Below are 20,241 nucleotides of genomic sequence, written 5' to 3' on the forward strand. Positions count from 1 at the left end.
GCTGAAAAGTTGCGGGAGTTTTTGTTTCCGGGGAAAAACTAATTTTGACCTCTGTCATCATTTGCCAATGCTAGTAAATTACATAAAATATCTGCCTTCTCATCCGACCATCAACTTGGTTGTCTTTGTGTTGTTATTTATTTACAAAAGTGGATTCTCTCAGGATCCAAAGCAAGCATTCGGTTCAACCCTGTATTTTGAAGGAAAAATCCATCATTCCATGATTATTGCACATCATCCCGAAATGTGGGCACTTACTGACGGTTTTTTCCCTTCCTGGGAGTTCTCGCTAACAAAGCAGACTGTTGGAAAAAATTCATGGGTGTACCTGAGGAACTATCCCCGCTACGGTTTGAGCTACAGATATTCTGATTTTGGACACTCAATTTATTTAGGTGAGGCACACTCAGTGATGCCATTTATCAGTCTTCAATTGTTGAAAACCCCGAAAACTTTGCTTGATTTCAGGATTTCACTTGGGGCAGCTTACATTACCAGGAAGTTTGACCGGCTTGAGAATTATAAAAACAGGGCGATCAGCACTCACTGGAATGCTTCGGTCAGCTTTGAAGTGCAAGGCAACTGGCAACTGACCGAGGTTACAGGGTTAACGGCAGGGCTTTCGATGCTGCATCTTTCAAATGGAACCATAAAAACGCCAAATTACGGGCTTAACGTTCCTGGGGTTTTTGCCGGGTTAAATTTTCGATTGAGCCGAAAACCGATTAACTATCAAATTCCAGATGAATTAATTTTGAACAAAGGTAAACAAAACATCAGGATTTCGGCTGGAATTGCACGGAAACAGCTCATTAATCATCCGGATGAATTGTTTCTCGTCTATTCTTCTGAAATTGCCTACGCTCGTTATTATAACAACACAAACCGGTTCATTATTGGCGCCGATGCATCCTATGACCAGTCTAACAAAATAGTTCTTGAAACCCAGGGTGATACCACAAGCAATCTTACTGAACTTTCGAAATTTGGCCTGATTGCCGGACATGAGTGGGTCTTTTCACGGTTTGCCTTGAATTTCTCAATCGGATACTACCTTCATAACCTTAACGATTCTAATGATTTAGTATATAATAAATTAGGAGTAATTTATTTTTTTCATAAAAACATTTACGCTGGCATTACGCTGAAATCGCATTACGCAAAAGCTGATTTTTTCAGTGTCGGAATGGGTTTGAGTTTTTAATATGAGACATCGAATACAATACATGATCTTCATAGTTATTTTGACGATCCTTGCAGGTTGTGAGGGAGATCTGTTCAATGACTGCCTGAGCGGAAGGGGAAATGCAACCACCGAACGCCGCGGACTTTATTCATTCCGGAATGTTGCAGTTTATGACAATATCCGGCTGACCATCGAACTAAGCCAGGAATACTCGGTTACGATTAATTCAGGGCATAAACTGGGTCCGATGATTACAAATCTGATCCACAATAACACACTTGAAATCAGGAATGAAAGCCCCTGCTCATTGCTGAAAGACCCATGGGCGCCAGTGGATGTGCTTGTGAAAGTCCCGACCCTCGATTCTTTGTTGGTGATGTCACAGGCTGGGGTTTCAGTAAATGGTGTTATTGTTTCAGAAAACTTTTATGCAGAGGCTACAGAAACTTCAGCAAATATCACACTCAATCTGAACACCAGGTATTTCAGATTAGATTTTCTAAAAGGTACTGGCGACATCAGCATAACTGGATATAGCGATACAATTTTTATTTACAATGTTTCAGCAGGTAAGGTAGATGCGCTTAACAGCCAATCTCAGGTGATGGTAGTAAATACAGGAAGTTTAAACGATGTGTACGTCAGGGCAGGGGAAAAACTTCTGGACGTTAATATCCAAAACATTGGCAATGTTTATTACAGTCATGATCCAGCTGAAATCATTTATTACTCAACCAATACAGGGAAGCTGTTGTGGCTGAATTAGTAAGATTTAGCAAAGACTACTCTTTCCTTACTCGAACGGCCTGTAAAAATGCATTTACCTTCCTCCGGTTTATTGTTTAGAGGGATCGTCCTGATGGTGGCTTTCGTTTCTTCTTTAATTTGAATTTCTGTTTCAGTGGTGCCATCCCAATGTGCAAGAACGAAGCCTCCTTTTTCAATTTGCACTTTAAAATCTTCCCAGGTATCCACCTTAAACGTGTTTTCCTCACGGAATGCGAAAGCTTTCTGATAAAGATTGAACTGAATCTGATCAAGCAGGTTGACTATTTTGGTCTCAATATCCGTCATTTGGTAAATTTCCTTTTCGAGCGTATCGCGCCGTGCAACTTCAACAGTTCCATTTTCGATATCTCTTGGCCCAATGGCTAATCTCACGGGAACACCTTTGAACTCATATTCAGCAAACTTCCAGCCGGGTTTTTGCGTATCACGATCATCGTATTTGACTGAGATCCCTTTCGAAATCAAGGCATCTTTAATCGTGTTTGCTTTTTCACTTATGATGGCCAATTGATCATTATTTTTATAAATAGGAACAATAACGACCTGGATAGGAGCAAGTTTTGGAGGAAGTACCAAACCATGATCATCAGAGTGGGACATAATGAGCGCACCCATCAGCCGTGTGGAAACCCCCCATGATGTTGCCCAAACATAATCCAGTTTATTTTCTTTGGATAGGAATTTTACATCAAACGCTTTCGCAAAATTCTGACCCAAGAAATGTGAAGTCCCGGCCTGTAATGCTTTACCATCCTGCATTAAGGCTTCTATGCAGTAAGTATCAACCGCTCCGGCAAACCGTTCGTTAGGTGATTTCAACCCTTTGAGAACGGGCATAGCCATCCATTTTTCAGCAAATTCGGCGTAGATATTGAGAATTTTCATGGTCTCTTCCACAGCTTCTTCCTGGCTGGAGTGCGCAGTATGACCTTCCTGCCATAGAAATTCAGCTGTGCGTAAAAAAAGACGAGTACGCATTTCCCACCTCACAACATTAGCCCATTGGTTGATTAACAGCGGAAGGTCGCGATATGATTGAATCCATGTGCGATAGGTGTCCCAGATGATTGTTTCGGATGTTGGACGTATGATCAATTCTTCTTCAAGTTTTGCATCTTCATCCACCACGATCCCTTTTCCATCTTCTGAGGTTTTCAGTCTGTAATGTGTAACAACGGCGCATTCTTTGGCAAATCCTTCCACATGACTCGCTTCTTTGCTGAAAAACGATTTCGGAATAAACAATGGAAAATAGGCATTGGAATGCCCGGTGTCCTTGAACATCTTATCGAGAGCCGCTTGCATCTTTTCCCATATCGCATATCCGTATGGTTTAATCACCATGCAACCTCTTACTGCTGAATTCTCTGCCAGATCAGCTTTAATAACCAAATCATTGTACCACTGTGAATAATTTTCAGCCCGGGTTGGAAAATCTTTTGCCATATCGCTTTTTGGTATAGTTTTTGAAACTTTTTAACGTGTTTTTTAAGTTGCAAAAATAGAAAATAATTAACCCAACAGTATTTGAACAATCATTCACGACATTATAAAATCTCAGGGAGGCAATCACTATGAAAAAATTGGCAATTTTAATCGGAACAGTAATCGTGATGTCGGCATGTAAGACTTCTTACGATACTGCATCAGTTTACGATGATGTTTACTACACCCCCAAAGGTACATCAGTTGAAGAGGTAAAAACCACAACCACAGGAGTTACATACGGCAGTAATACATCAACTGCACAATACCAGCAAAGTTCAACCCCACAGAGTGAGATGATCGAATCCGCTGTCAGTGAAGATTATAAATCATCTGGCAACACCCAGGATTATTACCCAGAGTCGTCATCAGATGAGTATTACTATCAGGATTCTGAAACTGATGAATACTACGATTACGATTATGCCAGCAGGATAAACAGGTTTTATGGAGCAAACGTTGGCTTTGGATATTATGACCCATACTATTGTGGTTCATCACTTTCATTTAGTTATGGATGGGGATGGCCAAGCAGCTATTTCTCGATAGGCTTCGGATACGGGTGGGGATATCCTTACTATAGTCCATGGTATTATGATCCATGGTATTATGGCTACGGGTATTACCCTTATTATGGTTATGGCGGTTCTTACTGGGCCGGTTACAATCATGGATTCTATGATGGATATTATGCCGGTGGTGGAGGTTACTATTATCCCAACGATGGTTATGGAAGCGACTACTATTATGGCCCAAGAAATCCACGCGGCAGCAGCATCATAGGTGCTGAAGATGGTCGTGGTTCCAGAATTGCTGCTGATCAGAATGAAATAAAAAGCAGTGAGATCATGGGACGGACTAACCGAATGAATGAAGTAGCAGGTACTGCTGTGAATTCAACCGGCTCAACAGAACCAGGACGGACTTTAAGGACGCCTGAATCTGCGCGCATTACATCTGATATCTCTGCTGACGAAACACGTGAGATAAGAAGTGAAAAATTAGCTAGACCCGAAAATGCAAAGAATGTTCAGGGAGTGCAATCAAATGCTGCTCGCACAACAAGGGAAACAAATTTGCAAGCCACTGAATCCAGAACTTCAACAAGGGTCTCAAAGCCAGAAACAGCCTCTGCTCAGAGAACACAACAGGAGCAAACCAGGTACGCAAAGCCACAAAACTCAGGTAATGCTAACCCAACTGTTTACACTCAGGAAAGAAAGTATGCCAAACCCCAATCGAACGATCTGGAAAGAAACGCTGCTTCTCCAAAGAGTTACAGTTCTCCTAATACAAACAGACCCCGGTCGAGTAACGAATATACAGTGCCCAGTTCAAGAAACGTAATTGAAACCAGCAGACCACAGGAGAACCGCCAGCAGCAGTTAACAGCACCGCGTAATAATACAACAAGGAATTATTCCACACCTTCCAGGTCGGAAAATCAGTTTTCTCAACCGGGCAGAAGTATTAGCACTCCTCAGAATTCACCTGCCAGGTCTACATCACCTTCTCCGGCAACAAGAACTATTTCAACACCTCAGCGCTCAACAGGTAGCTTTTCAGCACCTTCCAGATCGTCCGGAGGCTCTTCAGGTTCATCATCATCAGGCAGATCATCATCTGGTGGTGGTTCATCATCTGGGGGATCATCGTCGGGCGGTAAGAGAGGAAGATAATTATCATGGAAGTGTTTTTTAACTGTCAAAAATTTATTGCTAAATGAAACGATTAATTTCAATCATAGTAGTATTTTACCTGCTCCTTAGCAACAGCTTTGCACAAAACGAAGAAGATGTTTTGCGATACTCAAACACGCAGCTCATTGGTTCAGCACGTTACCTTGCACTGGGTGGGGCCTACGGAGCTGTAGGAGCCGATTTCTCATCGCTAAGTTCCAATCCTGCCGGGATAGGCCTTTACAAGCGGTCAGAATTTTCGATAACTCCCATGCTTTACTTTGGTAGCGCTGAAAGCAGATACGGAGGCCAAACCCACGACGGCAATAAAAATAATTTTGCTTTGGGTAATGCCGGGTTTGTGCTGAATTTTCAAACTGCAGACCGGCTTGATAGTAGCCCCTTCAAGAATTTTCAAATGGGATTTGGGGTCAATCGTTTAAAGGACTTCAATAACAGTATTTTTATCCAAGGGGTAAACAGCGATAATTCATTGCTTGATGCCTACCTGAGCTATGCAGGGAATAAAAATCCGGAGAGCCTCAATCCATTTGATACCCGGCTTGCTTTTGATACCTTTCTATTAGATACAATCCCAGGTGCAGCAGTGCCAACTTATGTGAATGCTTACAGTTACATCGGTGGTTTCTCAAGTGCACTTCAACGTAAATCCATTGAGACTTATGGCTCAGTAAACGAGTGGGTACTTTCCGGTGGTACAAATATCAATGATAAACTATATCTTGGTTTCACTGTCGGATTTCCCCAAATCAGATATTTCCAGTCATCAGTTTACAATGAGGTCAACCAAACTACCCCTCTTAAAGACCTCGACCAGTTTAACTATATCGAAGACCTCGAAACCAATGGCGGTGGCGTGAATGTTAAAGTCGGCGCTATTGTCAGGCCACTGGATTGGCTCAGGGTTGGCGCTGCCTATCATTCACCGACATGGTACACCAACCTTGATGATTCATGGAGCACACGGATGAACGCGTATTACACCAATGGAGACTTCTTTACATCGAATTCACCAGTTGGTGATTACAATTACGACATTCAGACTCCTTCAAAATTTATTGGTAGCCTCGCTCTTCTATTTGGAAATATGGGGTTAATAAGCGCTGATTATGAATATGTTGATTTTAGTAAAGGCAAACTTGATCCCAGTTTTGATTTCAGTATGCAGAACGAGATTATCAGGGATAACTTTACAGCAGGTAACAACTTACGGATTGGCACTGAGTGGAGAGCCGGTGTGATGTTGCTCAGAGGTGGCTATGCCAATTATGGCAGTCCTTTCAGGACAGGAGTGAATGACGGTCAAATTCAGACTTTTTCTGCCGGGCTGGGCTATAGAAATCGCGACTATTTTATTGATGCAGCATTTAACTATTCAGTATCTGAAATGGATTACACACTTTATGGTAATAATGTAGTTAGTCCGGTTCCATCTGCACTCAACAAATATCAGGTGTACAATTTTTTGATAACCCTGGGTTACAGGTTTGATTAGCAAATAGTTAAAATAAAGGCCGGTACTCTTGGTGGGTACCGGCCTTTATTTTTATGTTGCAGGTCTTTACATACTTTGTTTAACTTCGGCTGCGATGTCGTCGTCAACGAGGATTCGTCCACAGTATTCACAAACAATAATCTTCTTATGCATCTTAATATCCAATTGATGTTGAGGTGGAATTTTGTTGAAACATCCGTTGCAGGCATCTCTTTCGATTTGAACAACTGCAAGTCCATTACGGGCATTTTTCCTGATTCTCTGGTAGGCTGTCAATAATCGTTCTTCGATCATTGAACCGAATCCTTCCGATTTCCTAACCAATGATTTTTCTTCTTTTTCGGTTTCTTCAACAATGTCCTTAAGCTCTGATTTTTTTATTTTAAGATCACCTTCTCTTTCTTTCAGGACTGCTTTTGCATCTTTTATCAACTGATTTTTAATTTCCAGTTCATCGGTAAACTCCCTTATGCGTTTTTCAGCCAACTGGATTTCAAGATTCTGAAATTCAATCTCTTTCGTCAATGAGTCGTATTCACGATTATTCCTCACATTCATCTGCTGCTCTTCATACTTTTTGATCAGTACAGCAAATTCCTTCATTGCATTTGTTTTGTCAGCGATTTGCTTTTCCAGCACTTTCACTTCATCTTTGTATTTTGTTATACGGGTTTGAAGGCCGGCAATCTCGTCTTCAAGGTCCTGCACCTCCAGAGGCAATTCACCTCTTATGATGCGTATTTTGTCAATCTGGGAGTCAATCTGTTGAAGGCTGTAAAGTGCTTTAAGTTTTTTTTCGATGGAAATCTCAAGTACCTCAGCACTTTCGGGTGATGCATGATTGTCAAAAAGTTTTGTTTTATTTTCGTTTGCGCTCATTGGATGTTACTTAATCATTAATGGATGTTAAACTCTGTATATCGATTTCTAATCAAAGATAGAAAACCGGATTTGTTTTTATTTTACTAATCCGGGCGGCAAAAGTAGGAAATTTTTCCAACAAAATATTTTTGATCACCTCTGTTGTAAACTGCTCGCTCTCAAAATGGCCGATATCAGCCAACAATATTTTACCGTCGGCATCAAAAAACTCATGATATTTCACATCACCGGTGATGAAAACATCGGCATGCCGGGCAATGGCATGTCCCATCAGAAAACTTCCACTACCTCCGCAAACTGCCACTGTCTGCACCTTGTCGTTGATTAGCCTTGTGTGGCGAAGGCATTTTACTTCGAAAGTTTCTTTTAATCTCATCAAAAAACTAGCTGTTTCCTCAGGTTGTTCCAGTATACCAAACATTCCTGAACCCACTTTGCTGAATTCGTTTTCCAAAGGATAGAGATCAAAAGCCACCTCTTCGTAAGGATGCGATTCAATGAGTGCTTTGAGAATGACGGACTGCTGGTAAATGGGGAAAACAGTTTCGATTCTGACTTCATTTTCAGCATGCAGCGAATTTACAATTCCTACAAAAGGATTTGCCCCTTCAAGTGCCCTGAATGTGCCTTGTCCGCCGGTATTGAAACTGCAATTGTCGTATTTGCCAATGTGTCCTGCCCCTGCTTTGAAGAGTGCTTCACGCACCTGATTGGCGTGTTCTTCAGGGCAAAAGGTGACTAACTTTCGCAGGAGGTGTGCTTTCGGATCAAGTATCGAAGTTTCTTTCAACCCTATTTTTTCACAGATCATCTTGTTAACACCCTGATGAACATTATCAAGATTGGTGTGGGCAGCATAAACGGCAATGTCGTTTTTAATACAACGGGTGATCATCCGCTCAACAGGATTTTTTGTTCCAATTGTTTTAATCCCTTTAAATATCAGGGGATGATGAGCAATAATGAGTTTGCAGTTTTGTTGAATGGCTTCATCGATTACCTCTTCTGTTACATCCAGGGTGATTAATGCACAGGCGACTTCATCTGAAGGTGAACCGATTAATAATCCGGCATTGTCATATGATTCCTGTAAAATGAGCGGTGCGAAGCGCTCAATTGCTCCTGCAATTTCACTGATTTTCATCTGAATAAGTTTTATTTTTTGTTATTAACGCAATTTCTTTCATATCGTATTTTATCATCTCACCGTCTGATTCCAGTTCCAGCAACCCAAACTGATCAACACCACGGATTATCCCTTCAAATGTTCTCTCTTTTGAAATGTAACAGGCCTTTTTGTTGAAATTCAACATCCGAAAGAGGTATTCCTGATCAATGAACTTGATTTCGCCTTTCTTTAAAAGTTCATAAAACGCTTTAATCTGATGAATTAACTCATTCAGAACAAGCTCCAGTGAAATTTTTTTTCCTGTAACCTGCGCCATGGAAACAGGATTTGGTAACTCCGGATTAAAATTCAGCTGGTTAACATTGAGCCCGATACCAACGATGCAAGAACTGAACAGACTGCCCAGGATGATGTTTTTTGATAAAATTCCGGCAATCTTTCTGCTTTCAAGATAAATATCGTTCGGCCATTTTATCTCTGTTCGTTTCTCAGGTATAAATTTATCCAAACACCTGCATACCGCAAGTGAGGCAACTTTGTTGATCATGAACTGGTCGGCTGGATTTAGAAATTCAGGATGCAGAACAATGCTCATCAGGATGTTTTTTCCCGGTTCACTCTGCCAGGAATTGCGGCCTACGCCTTTACCTTTGAGCTGAGAATCAGTGAAAATTATCGTATATTCTTTCAAATCCCCTGCAAAAAGGAGTTTTTCTGCTGTTTCATTTGTAGAATCTACCTTTTCGAAGTATAAGAGATTGTGGTTTTCAGCTTTAAATTTCATTGAACATAATGCATTTAAAAAGGTTTAATGTGTGTGATTTGGTTTGAGTTAGCCATTTGGTAAAATTACCATTTTAAATAGCTGATTCCACCGTTTGAATTTGTCATGAAGCAGATACATTCAGAAGACCAAAAATAGTTACTTTTGCTAAAATTTCATTTTTAAATGATTAAAAACAATTTGCCAGTCCAACGGGAAAGCAATAGAGAAGAATTAATTAAATTCATCATCGAAGGAATTCATGAAGTGAAAGGTCATGAAATCGTTGATATAGAATTGAATACGATCCAAAACTCGATTTGTGATGATTTCATCATCTGTCATGGCACTTCAAAACGCCAGGTAGATGCCATAGCGGATTCAGTAGAAAAAACGGTAAGAGAAAATACCAAACTTAAGCCATGGCACAAAGAAGGCTTCCAGAATGCCGAATGGATTTTGCTTGATTATGTTGATGTGGTAGTTCATATCTTTAATGAACAAAACCGAAAGTTTTACAACCTTGAAGGATTGTGGGCTGATGCAAAAATAAATTACATTGACCAAAAAAACGAATCGATTAAATAATGGCCGAGAAGAAAGAAAAAAAATATAGTCAAAACGAAAAAGACAAAAAGGACGACTTTATGAAGAACCTTAATCCTGGCAACAAGTCAGGTGACAAGAACAAGGGCAAATTTAATTTTTACTGGATATATACGGTAATTGCCGTTGTTTTCTTTGCACTTTTCTTTTTCAACCGCGAGGGACAAATCAAGGACATTACCTGGGGGGACCTTCGGCAAATGATCATTGAAGAGGATGTTGAGAAAATTGTTTTGGTTAACCGGGAGTTTGCTGAGATTTTTATCAAGGAGGAAAAAATCACAAAACCACGATATGACGAGCTCAGGGAAAGTACTTCATCTGAATTGTCCAAAACGGCTCCACACTATAAGCTGGTGATAGGATCGGTTGAGTCATTTGAGAAAAGCGTTCAGGAAATCCAGGAGGGTATGCCCAACCCGGTTTACATCCGGAATGAGATCAGGCGAAACTGGACAGGTGATATCATTGGATGGTTGCTTCCCCTTGTGATTCTTGTGGGTGTCTGGATATTTATCATGCGCATGATGAGCAGGGGAGGACCGGGTGGCGGACAAATATTTAATATTGGGAAATCAAAGGCACAACTTTTTGATAAGGATACGCACGTCAATATTACCTTTAAGGATGTAGCCGGTCTGGAAGAGGCAAAAGTGGAGGTAATGGAAATAGTTGATTTTCTGAAGAACCCTACAAAATATACCGAGCTTGGAGGGAAAATCCCGAAAGGAGCACTTTTAGTAGGTCCTCCGGGAACCGGGAAAACCTTACTGGCCAAATCGGTTGCGGGTGAGGCCAATGTTCCGTTCTTTTCCATTTCGGGCTCCGATTTTGTCGAAATGTTTGTTGGTGTCGGAGCGTCACGTGTTCGTGATCTATTCAGACAGGCAAAGGAGAAAGCGCCATGTATAATTTTTATCGACGAAATTGATGCCATCGGACGTGCCCGTGGCCGCAGTGCCATCACCGGAGCCAATGATGAAAGGGAAAATACACTGAACCAGCTGCTTACTGAAATGGACGGATTTGGTACAAATGCCGGCGTAATTATCCTTGCTGCAACCAATCGTGCAGATATACTCGACCGTGCTTTGCTTCGTGCTGGCAGGTTTGACCGCCAGATTAATGTCGAACTCCCTGACCTTGAAGAACGTAAAGCAATCTTCCTAGTACATCTTAAACCCATTAAATTTGACGATACCGTTGATGTTGATGCGCTGGCAAAGCAAACTCCAGGGTTCTCGGGAGCTGATATTGCCAATGTATGCAACGAGGCGGCACTGATCGGAGCCAGAAAAGGAAAAAAGATTGTTGAAAAACAAGATTTTATAGATGCCATCGACCGAATAATTGGCGGCTTGGAAAAACGAAACAAGATCATTTCGATGACCGAGAAAAAGACGATAGCCTACCATGAGGCCGGACATGCTGCTGTCAGCTGGTTGCTTGAATATGCCTCTCCTCTGGTAAAAGTTACTATTGTGCCACGAGGTAAAGCACTTGGCGCAGCCTGGTATCTTCCCGAAGAACGTCAGATTACAACTTTCGAGCAAATGGTTGACGAAATGACAGCAACCCTTGGCGGTAGAGCTTCCGAAGAGGTAAACTTTGGAATGATATCCACCGGCGCCCTCAACGACCTCGAAAGAATTACCAAACAAGCCTATGCAATGGTCACCTTTTTTGGCCTGAACAAAAAAATCGGTAATATCAGTTTTTACGATTCAAGTGGCCAGCAGGAATACTCATTTACAAAGCCCTACAGCGAAAAGACGGCACAGATTATTGATGAAGAGGTACATGAGCTCGTTGAGTTTGCTTACCAAAGAGCCGTAAATTTGCTGAAGCAAAACAGGGATAAGGTGGATCAACTCGCCCAATTACTGCTCGAAAAAGAAGTTATTTTTAGCGAAGATCTGGAGAGAATTTTTGGCAAGCGCACATTCAAACGCGACCTTGAGCTAGTAGAGGAACATGCAGAGGAAAAGAAACGTATGAAAGAGAAACTTGCCAACTTAAAGAAAGAGATCGAAGAAAGTGAACTATCAAAAAGTACTTTTGAAGGCAATGGTGGCTTAAAAGACAAGGATCAGACCGGAGGTGAGATGGCCACTGCCGAACAAGTTCCAGCTGCAAATAAAAATAAGTCAACAACTGAGTAACTATTCAAATTCAGAATAAAAATCGAAGCCATGCCCAGTGTGAACGAAATAACCACCAGGGAAAACATTTACAAGCATATTCGTAATGCTTTGATCGATAAAGTGGAAAATCCTTTTATCGGGATGGATACCGAATCACCGGTGTATCACCCGATGAAAGAGACTGATGATGTGACGTTTGCACAGGAATTCACCAGGGTTGCAGGGAAATTTGTATACTGTGAGAATGACGAAGACCTTGCTCAGAAACTCAAGTACATCATCATGGAGAACAAACTTCAAAATGTCTTTTGTTTCGAGGAAAAACTAAAACCATTGCTTGAAGAATTTGAAATTCCGTTCAATGCAAAACCTGATATGGTTTTAGAAGTAGCTACAGGCATCAGTTTTTGCGAGTGCCTGGTTTCACGTATGGGTAGTGTTGTTGTCTCTTCTGTGCAATTTTCTGGTCGCCGGTTACACGCGCTGCCTGAAATACATATCATAGTTGCCTACACCTCACAGCTGGTAACAGATTTAAAAGATGCTTTTGCCCTGCTTAAAGTTAAATATCAAAACACTCTGCCCTCTTCCATCACTGTCATTACAGGGCCAAGCCGTACGGCTGATATCGAAAAAACATTGGTTATGGGGGCGCACGGGCCTAAGGAACTTTATGTCTTCCTGGTTGAAGCAAATTGAATTATAAACTTTAAATGTATTGATTATGGACAAAGATTGGGTACAAATTTATTCGGCGGGCAACCACTACAAAGTTGACCTGGTTAAAGGGCTTCTCTCAGAATTTGGCATTCGCAGCGAAGTCCTTGATCAGAAGGACAGTGCATTTCTTACCGGTGAAATCGAGCTATTTGTGGAAACAAAGGACGTTGAACAAGCCAAAAGAATAATCGCTGAACGAGAGGATATTGAATAATCTTGTCCTTCGAACAGTCACCGGGGCAATCTATGTTGTTGCTGTGATAGGTTCCATTTTTCTTGGTTCTACTGTTTTTCTATTGCTGTTTTTCTTCATCAATGCTTTGGTGCTGAGAGAATTCCTATTAATTCTTGAAAAGGGATTAAAGATTCCGCTCAATTCGACACATGGAATTATATGCGGTTCAATTCTTTACCTGTTGATTTCGCTTTCGGCCATGCAGTTGATCGACCGTCAATTCTTATTATTAGCAGCTGCCTTGCCTGCCATTCTTTTAATTATTGCATTATTCGGAAAAACGACTCAGCCGCTGGTTAAAATTGCAATAATACTCCTGGCAGTTGCTTACATCAGCATTCCCTTCTCATTGCTTAACCTTCTGTTTGCTAACCAAAGCATCATAAGTGATGGCTTTCCATGGATTCTGACCGGACTTTTTATTGTTATTTGGGTGAATGACAGTTTTTCTTACCTCACTGGAACATTTATCGGGAAGCATAAACTTTTTGAACGAATTTCTCCTAAAAAGACATGGGAAGGTACAATGGGAGGATTTGTATTTTCAATTGTATCCGGGATTATTTTTTTCTATTTCATTGGCTTGCTGGAGCTATGGCAATGGATAGTCATGTCTGGATTAATTGCTTTATTCGGTGATTTTGGCGACCTTACCGAGTCAATGATCAAGCGAAGTTTCAATATTAAAGATAGCGGAAGTGCACTGCCAGGACATGGTGGTTTGTTGGACCGTTTTGATTCGCTCTTGTTTGCTACTCCAATAGTAGTCATATTTTTAACATTTATCCAATGAAATGATCATGAGTATTCATAAAGAAGGTCACCGGATTATTATTTTAACTTTTGCCATGATTTTCTCTATCATTGCAATCATCAATTACTTTCATCCTGTTCAAAGTATTTTCCACTATCTCATTTATTTCATCCTTGTTTCGGCGCTGATTTTTGTCATCAGATTCTTTCGCAATCCTTTAAGGCCATTGACCACAGATGAATCAATAATCATTTCGCCTGCTGATGGTAAAGTGGTCGAAATTATGGAAATCGATGAGTCTGAATTTTTTAACGATAAACGACTGAAAGTTTCCATTTTCATGTCTCCAAATAATGTCCACAAAAATTGGTATCCCACCAGTGGTGCAATCCGTTTTTTCCGGCATCATGCAGGTAAGTTCCTTGTAGCCTGGCATCCAAAATCTTCAGAATTAAATGAACGTACTACGGTGGTGATTGAAAAGGGAAACGGAACCCAGATTCTTGTGAGGCAAATAGCCGGCGCTGTAGCCCAGCGAATTAGTTGTTATGCCGAAGTCGATAAAAAAGTAGCACAGGGTGAGGAACTTGGTTTTATCAAGTTCGGATCGAGGGTGGATGTTTTTCTTCCTCTTGGAACTGAAATATTGGTTGCAGTTAACCAGAAAGTGGTAGGGTGTACTTCACCAATTGCCAGGCTCTAATCATAACTATAGACAATGTCCTTTTCTATTACAGTTTTAGGCAGTTCAGCATCAATCCCCACTTCAACCCGCAATCCCTCAGGTATGGTTGTAAAGTTGAACAACGATTACTATCTTGTTGATTGTGGTGAAGGCACTCAAATGCAGCTGCGCCGTTACAATATCAAAATGCAGCGTATCAACCATATTTTCATCAGTCACCTGCATGGCGATCACTTTTTTGGACTCATTGGATTGATATCCTCATTTCACCTAATGGGACGAAAAGACCCGCTTCACATTTACAGTGATGCTAAACTGAGAGAAATCATTGAACTTCAGTTACTGGCATCTCAGACCTACCTTGTTTATTCACTGATTTTTCATCCTCTTCCAACTTATCCTGAAGTCATCTATGAGAATGAACATCAGTTTGTTAAATCGTTTCCACTTGATCACCGCATTCCTACACGTGGTTTTCTGTTTGCTGAAAAGCCGAGGCTGCGTAAGGTCAGGAAGGCATTCCTTTCTAAGGAGGACGTTTCGATTGAGCAAATAAAATTGATCAAGGCAGGGGCTGATTATATTTCAAATTCAGGTAAAGTATTCGAAAACAGCTCGATTACCATAGAGCCAGCAAAGCCACGTTCGTTCGCTTATTGCTCAGATACAAAATATAACGAAACTTTAATTGAGCATCTTCAAAACGCCACCCTGCTTTACCATGAGGCTTCCTTTTCGAATGATATGGCACTGGTGGCTGACGAGAAGTTTCATTCAACTGCGCAGCAGGCAGCAAGTATTGCCCAAAAATCTAATGTTGACCAATTGCTCATTGGACACTTTTCGGCACGCTACAAAAATACTGACGAGCTATTAAGAGAAGCTTGTGCAGTTTTCCCTAACACTTTAATCGCTGAGGATGGAATGGTTTTAGGTATTTTTTCAAAATAAAAAACCTGGTACAGGTGTACCAGGTTAAAATACAAACATTATGAAAAAACCTATACAATCTAAACTCTCTTTTCTTTGATCCTGGCTTTTTTACCACGTAATCCCCTGAGGTAGTAGATTCTTGCTCTGCGCACAACGCCGCGTTTGTTCAGTGTTACTTCGTCAATAAACGGGGATGAAACAGGGAAAATACGCTCAACGCCAACGTTATTTGATATTTTTCTTACAGTGAAAGTAGCTGTAGGTCCGTGTCCTTTGCGCTGCAGCACCACACCGTTGAAATTTTGTAAACGCTCTTTGTTTCCTTCTTTAATTTTATAGGTAACGGTGATTGTGTCACCGGCTTTAAAATCCGGCATCTTTTTAATCTCCGTGAGGCTTTCAACATAGGTCAATACTTGATTCTTGCTCATTATAGTAACTTTTTTCGAGTTTTTTAAAATGGCTGCAAAAGTATGCAATAATTTTTTATTAGCGTATCATTGAGGAAAAAAAATGTCTGCTATCCTTCTTTTATTTTAAGAACTGGGATTAAAAACTTTACTAAAAGTTGAAATTGATCATTTATTCAATTGATTACCAGAGTCATCAATGTTATTCCATATATCCCAGGATTTTTCTGCCTGCAATTTGAGCATGCGGAGACCATTCATTGTTTTGGCGCCGGATTGCTTTCCTTTTGCTAAAAAAATGGTTTTGGCCGGGTTGTAAACCAGATCGTAAAGAAAATGGTCTTTTGTGATCAGGTGATAGGGGAGGGGTGGACAGACCTTTTGATCCGGAACCATCCCAACAGGAGTTGCATTAATGATCCATCGGTATTTTTTCATGATTACCTCATCTATGTCATTATAGCTGATTTCGCCGGTTTCTTTTGGCAGGCGCGAAACCATGAGATAATCAATGGCTTTTTTTCTCAAAACAAAAGTGATTGCTTTTGCCGCACCGCCGGTTCCAAGTACCAATGCATGTGGGTGACTTACGAAGGCGTTGGTCGAATGTTCGAAGCCCCAGGTATCGGTGTTGAAGCCCTTCGTTTTAATTTTCCCATCAACCCTGAAAATTTTAATGGTGTTCACCGCACCAACTATTTCTGCTGTTTCGTCCAATTCGTCAAGGAGCGCGATTACACTCGTTTTGTAAGGTATGGTCACATTGAGGCCGGTCAGATGATCTGTCCGGTTGATTAAATCATTCAGTTCAGTTATCGAATTGAGTGGGAAAAGATCATAACGGCAACCGGACAGAATTTCCTTTGCAAATTTACCATTGAAATACCGGGCAGAAAATGAATGGTTTAAGGATTTCCCAATGAGTCCAAATTGTTTCATTCCGTCGATTTTTTTCCGGCTAAATACTCAGTAAGCCAAATGCTAACGATGCCCAAAACGATAATTGCAGTCGCCATTGCCACCTCGTTGCTGAATGATTCCGGGAAAAACCAGTCGTAACCGCTGACAATCTTTTCCCCTTTGCGGTTGAGAGCAAATTCCCCTGCAGAACTTACTTTATATATGGAGTTTTTCCAAGGCCAGATGATACCCAGTGAACCGAAGATGAAGCCGGTCAGTACTGCGATGGTGTGATTGCGGAATTTTTTGAAAATCCAGGCCAAGACGTAGGAAAAGGCAATTAACCCAAACCCTGCGCCTGCAACAACCGGAATCAGTATTACCAGTTTCATTTCGTTAATGGCGTTGATCATCACTAGTTCGTAATTGCCCATCAGTACCAGTACAAATGAACCGGAAATCCCGGGCAGAATCATACTGCAGGCTGCAATTATACCGCAGAGGAAGAGGTAAAAAACATTGTCGTTCTCTGCAGCAGGTGTAAGCAGCGAAAGCAGAATGGCCAGTGATACCCCAATAATAAAGATCAGGATTACGGATAAGCCCCACTTGCTGACTGTGCGACCGACAAAGAATACAGAAGCCAGAATTAATCCGAAAAAATAGGACCAGATGTACACAGGGTAATGGGCAAAAAGGAACTCGAACAGCCTGGCCAGGCTTAGTATTGCTATGCCAACCCCGAGGAATACCGAAACCAGGAAAGCCAGGTCGATATGTTTGGCCAAATCACTAAAACGACCTTTGAAAAGCAGCTGAATGGCTGTCAGGTTAAACGACTTGATCGCGTTGATTAGCCTTTCCAAAATTCCGGTTATCAGAGCAATCGTGCCGCCTGAAACACCAGGAATAACATTGGCAGCGCCCATTCCCATTCCTTTTAAAACGAGGATAAGGTATTTAGTCATTAGCAACAAAAGGATTATGATTGTAAAAAAACGGTTAACTTAACTAGCTGAGCGGTTTGTAAATTTCGATGAGGTTTAAAAGGTCAACATGTTGTTCCAACTCCGGAAAAAACTCAAAAAGCATCAGGTAACCATCATAGCTCAGTTGTAGCGCGGTTTCGAAGTTCTGAAGGGCTTCTTTGGTTCTTCCCTTTTTCAGTAGATAACCGGCAAGGCGGAAATACAATTCGGAGTTTTGGGCTTGCTTTTCGATGCCCTGAATGATGATGTCGATGGCTTCGGTGTAAAGTTCCTCTTCGGCGTACATTGCAGAGTAGTCGAGCCAAACGTCGGGATGCATCGGGTCGGATTCCATAGCCCTTTTAAAAGCTTCTTTGGCTTCATCCATTTTGTCGAAACGATACAGTGCATCACCCAGCGTGAGCCAGTTATCGGTGTTATAGCTGTCGAGCTCTATGGCTTTTTTGTAAAACTTGATCGCGGCCAACTCATTGCCGGTTTTATCATGAATAGTTCCCATTCCCATCCAGGCGTCGGGCAGCTCAGGATTTAACTTTGATGATAATCGATAATTTTCAAACGCATGAGCATGGTCATCCAATTTTTCATAGCATTCACCAATATAAAGGTAGGTAAATGCATCCGGTTCCTCATATTCAAGGGCTTCTTTGTACATGTTGATGGCTTCCTGGTATTTCTCGATGTTGGCCAATGCGTTAGCTTTGTTGAAGTATGCAGATGAAAAGTCAGGAGTAATAGCTATTACAAACTCATACGCATCTATTGCCTTCTCATACAGCCCCAGGTTGGAGTAAGCAATGCCGAGGTTGAACCATGCAATGTCGGAATAGGGGTATTTATCGAGAAAATTCTTGAAATAGTCTACCGACTCATCTTCTCTTCCGGCCAGTTCGTAACAAAAAGAGAGTTCGTAGATCACAGCCTGGTTGTCGGGATTGTATTCCAGCGCCTTGATCAGGTATTTGATGGCTTTGTCGTAATCGTTCAGTTCTTCATACTCAAAAGCAATCCGGGTGTAAATATCGTCTTTGTCGTCAGAATATTCGATGGCTTTGTGGTAGGCTTCGATGGCAAGGCTCACCTTCTTCAGTTTGCTGTAAACCGATCCTTTCGAAAGATAAATATCCGGGTTTTGTGGTTCCAGTAATTCAAGTTTTTGTAAAATTTCGAGGGCGCGGGCCAGTTTGTTGATCCCTGAAAAATACTGCGCTTTCCTTAATAAAAATGTTGTTGAAGAGGGATGTTGGCGCAATGCATGATCAATGGCAGCCTGGGCGCGCTTGGAGTTGTGACGTTCGAGGTAAAAATCAATGATATCCTCAAATTCCTCCACATCGAAGAAATACATCTTGTTGTGCCTGATCATCTCATCAAACTTACCAACCAGCTCATTCAGTTCACCGCTCAGAGGATCGAATTCTTCCTGCATAAAAAATTGATTAAAAATCGCCACAAAATTAAGTTTTTTAATCAATCCCTGAATTTTGGTTAAAAATTCACCGAAACGCAGGCGATATTACCGCTTCGGGCGATGCTACCGCTGAATGAGGTTGGTTACAAGAAAAAACGCTGTCAGTCCCGTACCTATGGGATCGCACGCTGACAGGTTTTTTAGTCACCCGGTGAATGCTGCCAAACTTCGACCGTGCTTCGAACCGTGGTGGACATTTCAGACGATTCACCGGGTGACTACGATTTAACAATTCACCCCGAGAAGATACCATCCCCCCGCCAAACCTGAAACTGCTGTGGACGTTGCAAATGATTCACGGGGTGAATGATCTCTGTTGAATGTATACACTGAAAATAAGGTAATCCCGAGGGGATCCCTACGGGATAAGGTTGAAAAGCCTGATGGTTGCTCAATCCTACTAAGGTTTGAGGATGCAAATAAGGTTTTCAATTTTTCGGAGAAGGAAAACCTTATCCCGAAAAAAAACCTTAGTAGAGAAGATGTTTTGTAAAAATCAACCTTATTACCTTATTGGTGGACTTTGCAGGTGGTTCAAGGGTGAATAAAGAAATAACCGTGGGTCATTGTAATGACTTTTAGTTATGACTTTTGGTCATTAAAGCTCGGGGTTGCCATCCCCTCCTCCAACCCAAAGCTGGCGCAGCGGGGTTTGCTTCCCGGTTTAACAATTCACCCCGTGAATGTTACCAAACTATCACCAAACCTGAAACTGGGGCGGCTTTTGAAGGTGATTCACCGGGTGGATCTTTTTCATTCAAGATTCTCCAAAGTAGTCCTTCGGACAAAATTCCAGTTCACCTGGTGAATGGTTTAAAACAACCACTTAACATGAAAATGAGGTGGGCTTTGCTGGCAATTCATGGTTTGAATCCGGCTGGTTAGCCTTTTTTTCAAATCTTCTCCAACCTCAAGTAAAAAATGAAAGTAATTTTGCGGGCAAAAATTTCACTATGCCTTTGATC

General features: G+C 41.4%; 20 protein-coding genes. 12 read left to right on the forward strand and 8 right to left on the reverse strand.

Annotated features, from left to right (window positions below):
* Positions 1-220: 220 nt before the first annotated feature.
* Together IH598_12115 and IH598_12120 are read left to right on the forward strand one after the other, a co-directional pair.
* Positions 221-1,204: an acyloxyacyl hydrolase gene (locus IH598_12115; GenBank protein MBE0639254.1), complete on the forward strand. Its 984-nt coding sequence runs from the start codon at positions 221-223 to the stop codon at positions 1,202-1,204.
* Position 1,205: 1 nt separating this feature from the next.
* Positions 1,206-1,952, forward strand: coding sequence for a DUF2807 domain-containing protein (locus IH598_12120; GenBank protein MBE0639255.1), 747 nt, complete (start codon positions 1,206-1,208; stop codon positions 1,950-1,952).
* Here the strand turns inward: IH598_12120 and IH598_12125 are convergent.
* Positions 1,949-3,421, reverse strand: coding sequence for a proline--tRNA ligase (locus IH598_12125; protein ID MBE0639256.1), 1,473 nt, complete (start codon positions 3,419-3,421; stop codon positions 1,949-1,951). The two genes, IH598_12120 and IH598_12125, sit on opposite strands and share 4 nt — an antisense overlap.
* A 128-nt stretch (positions 3,422-3,549) precedes the next feature.
* Here IH598_12125 and IH598_12130 point away from each other — a divergent pair, with 128 nt between their 5' ends.
* Positions 3,550-5,139: a hypothetical protein gene (locus IH598_12130; GenBank protein ID MBE0639257.1), complete on the forward strand. Its 1,590-nt coding sequence runs from the start codon at positions 3,550-3,552 to the stop codon at positions 5,137-5,139.
* Between the two features lie 43 nt (positions 5,140-5,182).
* The gene (locus IH598_12135) at positions 5,183-6,655 is read left to right on the forward strand and encodes an outer membrane protein transport protein (protein ID MBE0639258.1); all 1,473 of its coding nucleotides are present in this window, start codon (positions 5,183-5,185) and stop codon (positions 6,653-6,655) included.
* Positions 6,656-6,721: 66 nt separating this feature from the next.
* On the opposite strand, the gene IH598_12140 is transcribed toward IH598_12135, so the two are convergent.
* From IH598_12140 to IH598_12150, 3 genes are read right to left on the reverse strand one after another with little or no spacing between them, the layout of a single operon-like run.
* Entirely contained in the window at positions 6,722-7,534 is an 813-nt protein-coding gene (locus IH598_12140; GenBank protein ID MBE0639259.1) for a hypothetical protein, read from the reverse strand.
* Positions 7,535-7,586: 52 nt separating this feature from the next.
* The gene (locus tag IH598_12145; protein ID MBE0639260.1) at positions 7,587-8,681 is read right to left on the reverse strand and encodes a Nif3-like dinuclear metal center hexameric protein; all 1,095 of its coding nucleotides are present in this window, start codon (positions 8,679-8,681) and stop codon (positions 7,587-7,589) included.
* On the reverse strand, positions 8,668-9,450 hold the full coding sequence (locus IH598_12150; protein MBE0639261.1) for a biotin--[acetyl-CoA-carboxylase] ligase: 783 nt from the start codon (positions 9,448-9,450) through the stop codon (positions 8,668-8,670). The genes IH598_12145 and IH598_12150 overlap by 14 nt, the downstream gene beginning before the upstream one ends.
* Positions 9,451-9,615: 165 nt before the next feature.
* Here IH598_12150 and rsfS point away from each other — a divergent pair, with 165 nt between their 5' ends.
* The 7 genes from rsfS to IH598_12185 are packed head-to-tail and all read left to right on the forward strand — an operon-like array spanning position 9,616 to position 15,524.
* Positions 9,616-10,017, forward strand: a complete 402-nt coding sequence (gene rsfS / locus IH598_12155; GenBank protein MBE0639262.1) for a ribosome silencing factor — start codon at positions 9,616-9,618, stop codon at positions 10,015-10,017.
* Complete coding sequence (gene ftsH, locus IH598_12160) at positions 10,017-12,197, forward strand: ATP-dependent zinc metalloprotease FtsH (protein ID MBE0639263.1); 2,181 nt, start codon at positions 10,017-10,019, stop codon at positions 12,195-12,197. The genes rsfS and ftsH overlap by 1 nt, the downstream gene beginning before the upstream one ends.
* Before the next feature lie 39 nt (positions 12,198-12,236).
* Positions 12,237-12,878, forward strand: a complete 642-nt coding sequence (locus tag IH598_12165) for an LUD domain-containing protein (protein ID MBE0639264.1) — start codon at positions 12,237-12,239, stop codon at positions 12,876-12,878.
* 25 nt (positions 12,879-12,903) lie between these two features.
* Positions 12,904-13,113, forward strand: coding sequence for a DUF2007 domain-containing protein (locus IH598_12170; GenBank protein ID MBE0639265.1), 210 nt, complete (start codon positions 12,904-12,906; stop codon positions 13,111-13,113).
* Complete coding sequence (locus IH598_12175; GenBank protein ID MBE0639266.1) at positions 13,106-13,927, forward strand: phosphatidate cytidylyltransferase; 822 nt, start codon at positions 13,106-13,108, stop codon at positions 13,925-13,927. The genes IH598_12170 and IH598_12175 overlap by 8 nt, the downstream gene beginning before the upstream one ends.
* 7 nt (positions 13,928-13,934) lie before the next feature.
* Entirely contained in the window at positions 13,935-14,591 is a 657-nt protein-coding gene (locus IH598_12180) for a phosphatidylserine decarboxylase family protein (GenBank protein ID MBE0639267.1), read from the forward strand.
* Positions 14,592-14,606: 15 nt separating this feature from the next.
* Positions 14,607-15,524: a ribonuclease Z gene (locus IH598_12185; protein ID MBE0639268.1), complete on the forward strand. Its 918-nt coding sequence runs from the start codon at positions 14,607-14,609 to the stop codon at positions 15,522-15,524.
* Positions 15,525-15,583: 59 nt separating this feature from the next.
* On the opposite strand, the gene rplS is transcribed toward IH598_12185, so the two are convergent.
* From rplS to IH598_12205, 4 genes are all read right to left on the reverse strand, one after another.
* The gene (gene rplS, locus IH598_12190) at positions 15,584-15,937 is read right to left on the reverse strand and encodes a 50S ribosomal protein L19 (protein MBE0639269.1); all 354 of its coding nucleotides are present in this window, start codon (positions 15,935-15,937) and stop codon (positions 15,584-15,586) included.
* A gap of 147 nt (positions 15,938-16,084) precedes the next feature.
* Positions 16,085-16,855, reverse strand: a complete 771-nt coding sequence (gene aroE, locus IH598_12195) for a shikimate dehydrogenase (GenBank protein ID MBE0639270.1) — start codon at positions 16,853-16,855, stop codon at positions 16,085-16,087.
* Complete coding sequence (locus IH598_12200; protein ID MBE0639271.1) at positions 16,852-17,784, reverse strand: DUF368 domain-containing protein; 933 nt, start codon at positions 17,782-17,784, stop codon at positions 16,852-16,854. Before IH598_12200 ends, aroE begins: the two co-directional genes overlap by 4 nt.
* Positions 17,785-17,827: 43 nt before the next feature.
* Complete coding sequence (locus tag IH598_12205) at positions 17,828-19,234, reverse strand: tetratricopeptide repeat protein (protein MBE0639272.1); 1,407 nt, start codon at positions 19,232-19,234, stop codon at positions 17,828-17,830.
* A gap of 613 nt (positions 19,235-19,847) precedes the next feature.
* On the opposite strand from IH598_12205, the gene IH598_12210 reads away from it, so the two are divergent.
* Positions 19,848-20,084 carry a hypothetical protein gene (locus IH598_12210; GenBank protein MBE0639273.1) on the forward strand — a complete coding sequence of 79 codons (237 nt, stop codon included), beginning with the start codon at positions 19,848-19,850 and terminating at the stop codon, positions 20,082-20,084.
* Positions 20,085-20,241 lie beyond the last annotated feature (157 nt).

It is taken from the genome of Bacteroidales bacterium, assembly GCA_014860585.1.
In the GTDB taxonomy this organism is placed as follows: domain Bacteria; phylum Bacteroidota; class Bacteroidia; order Bacteroidales; family 4484-276; genus RZYY01.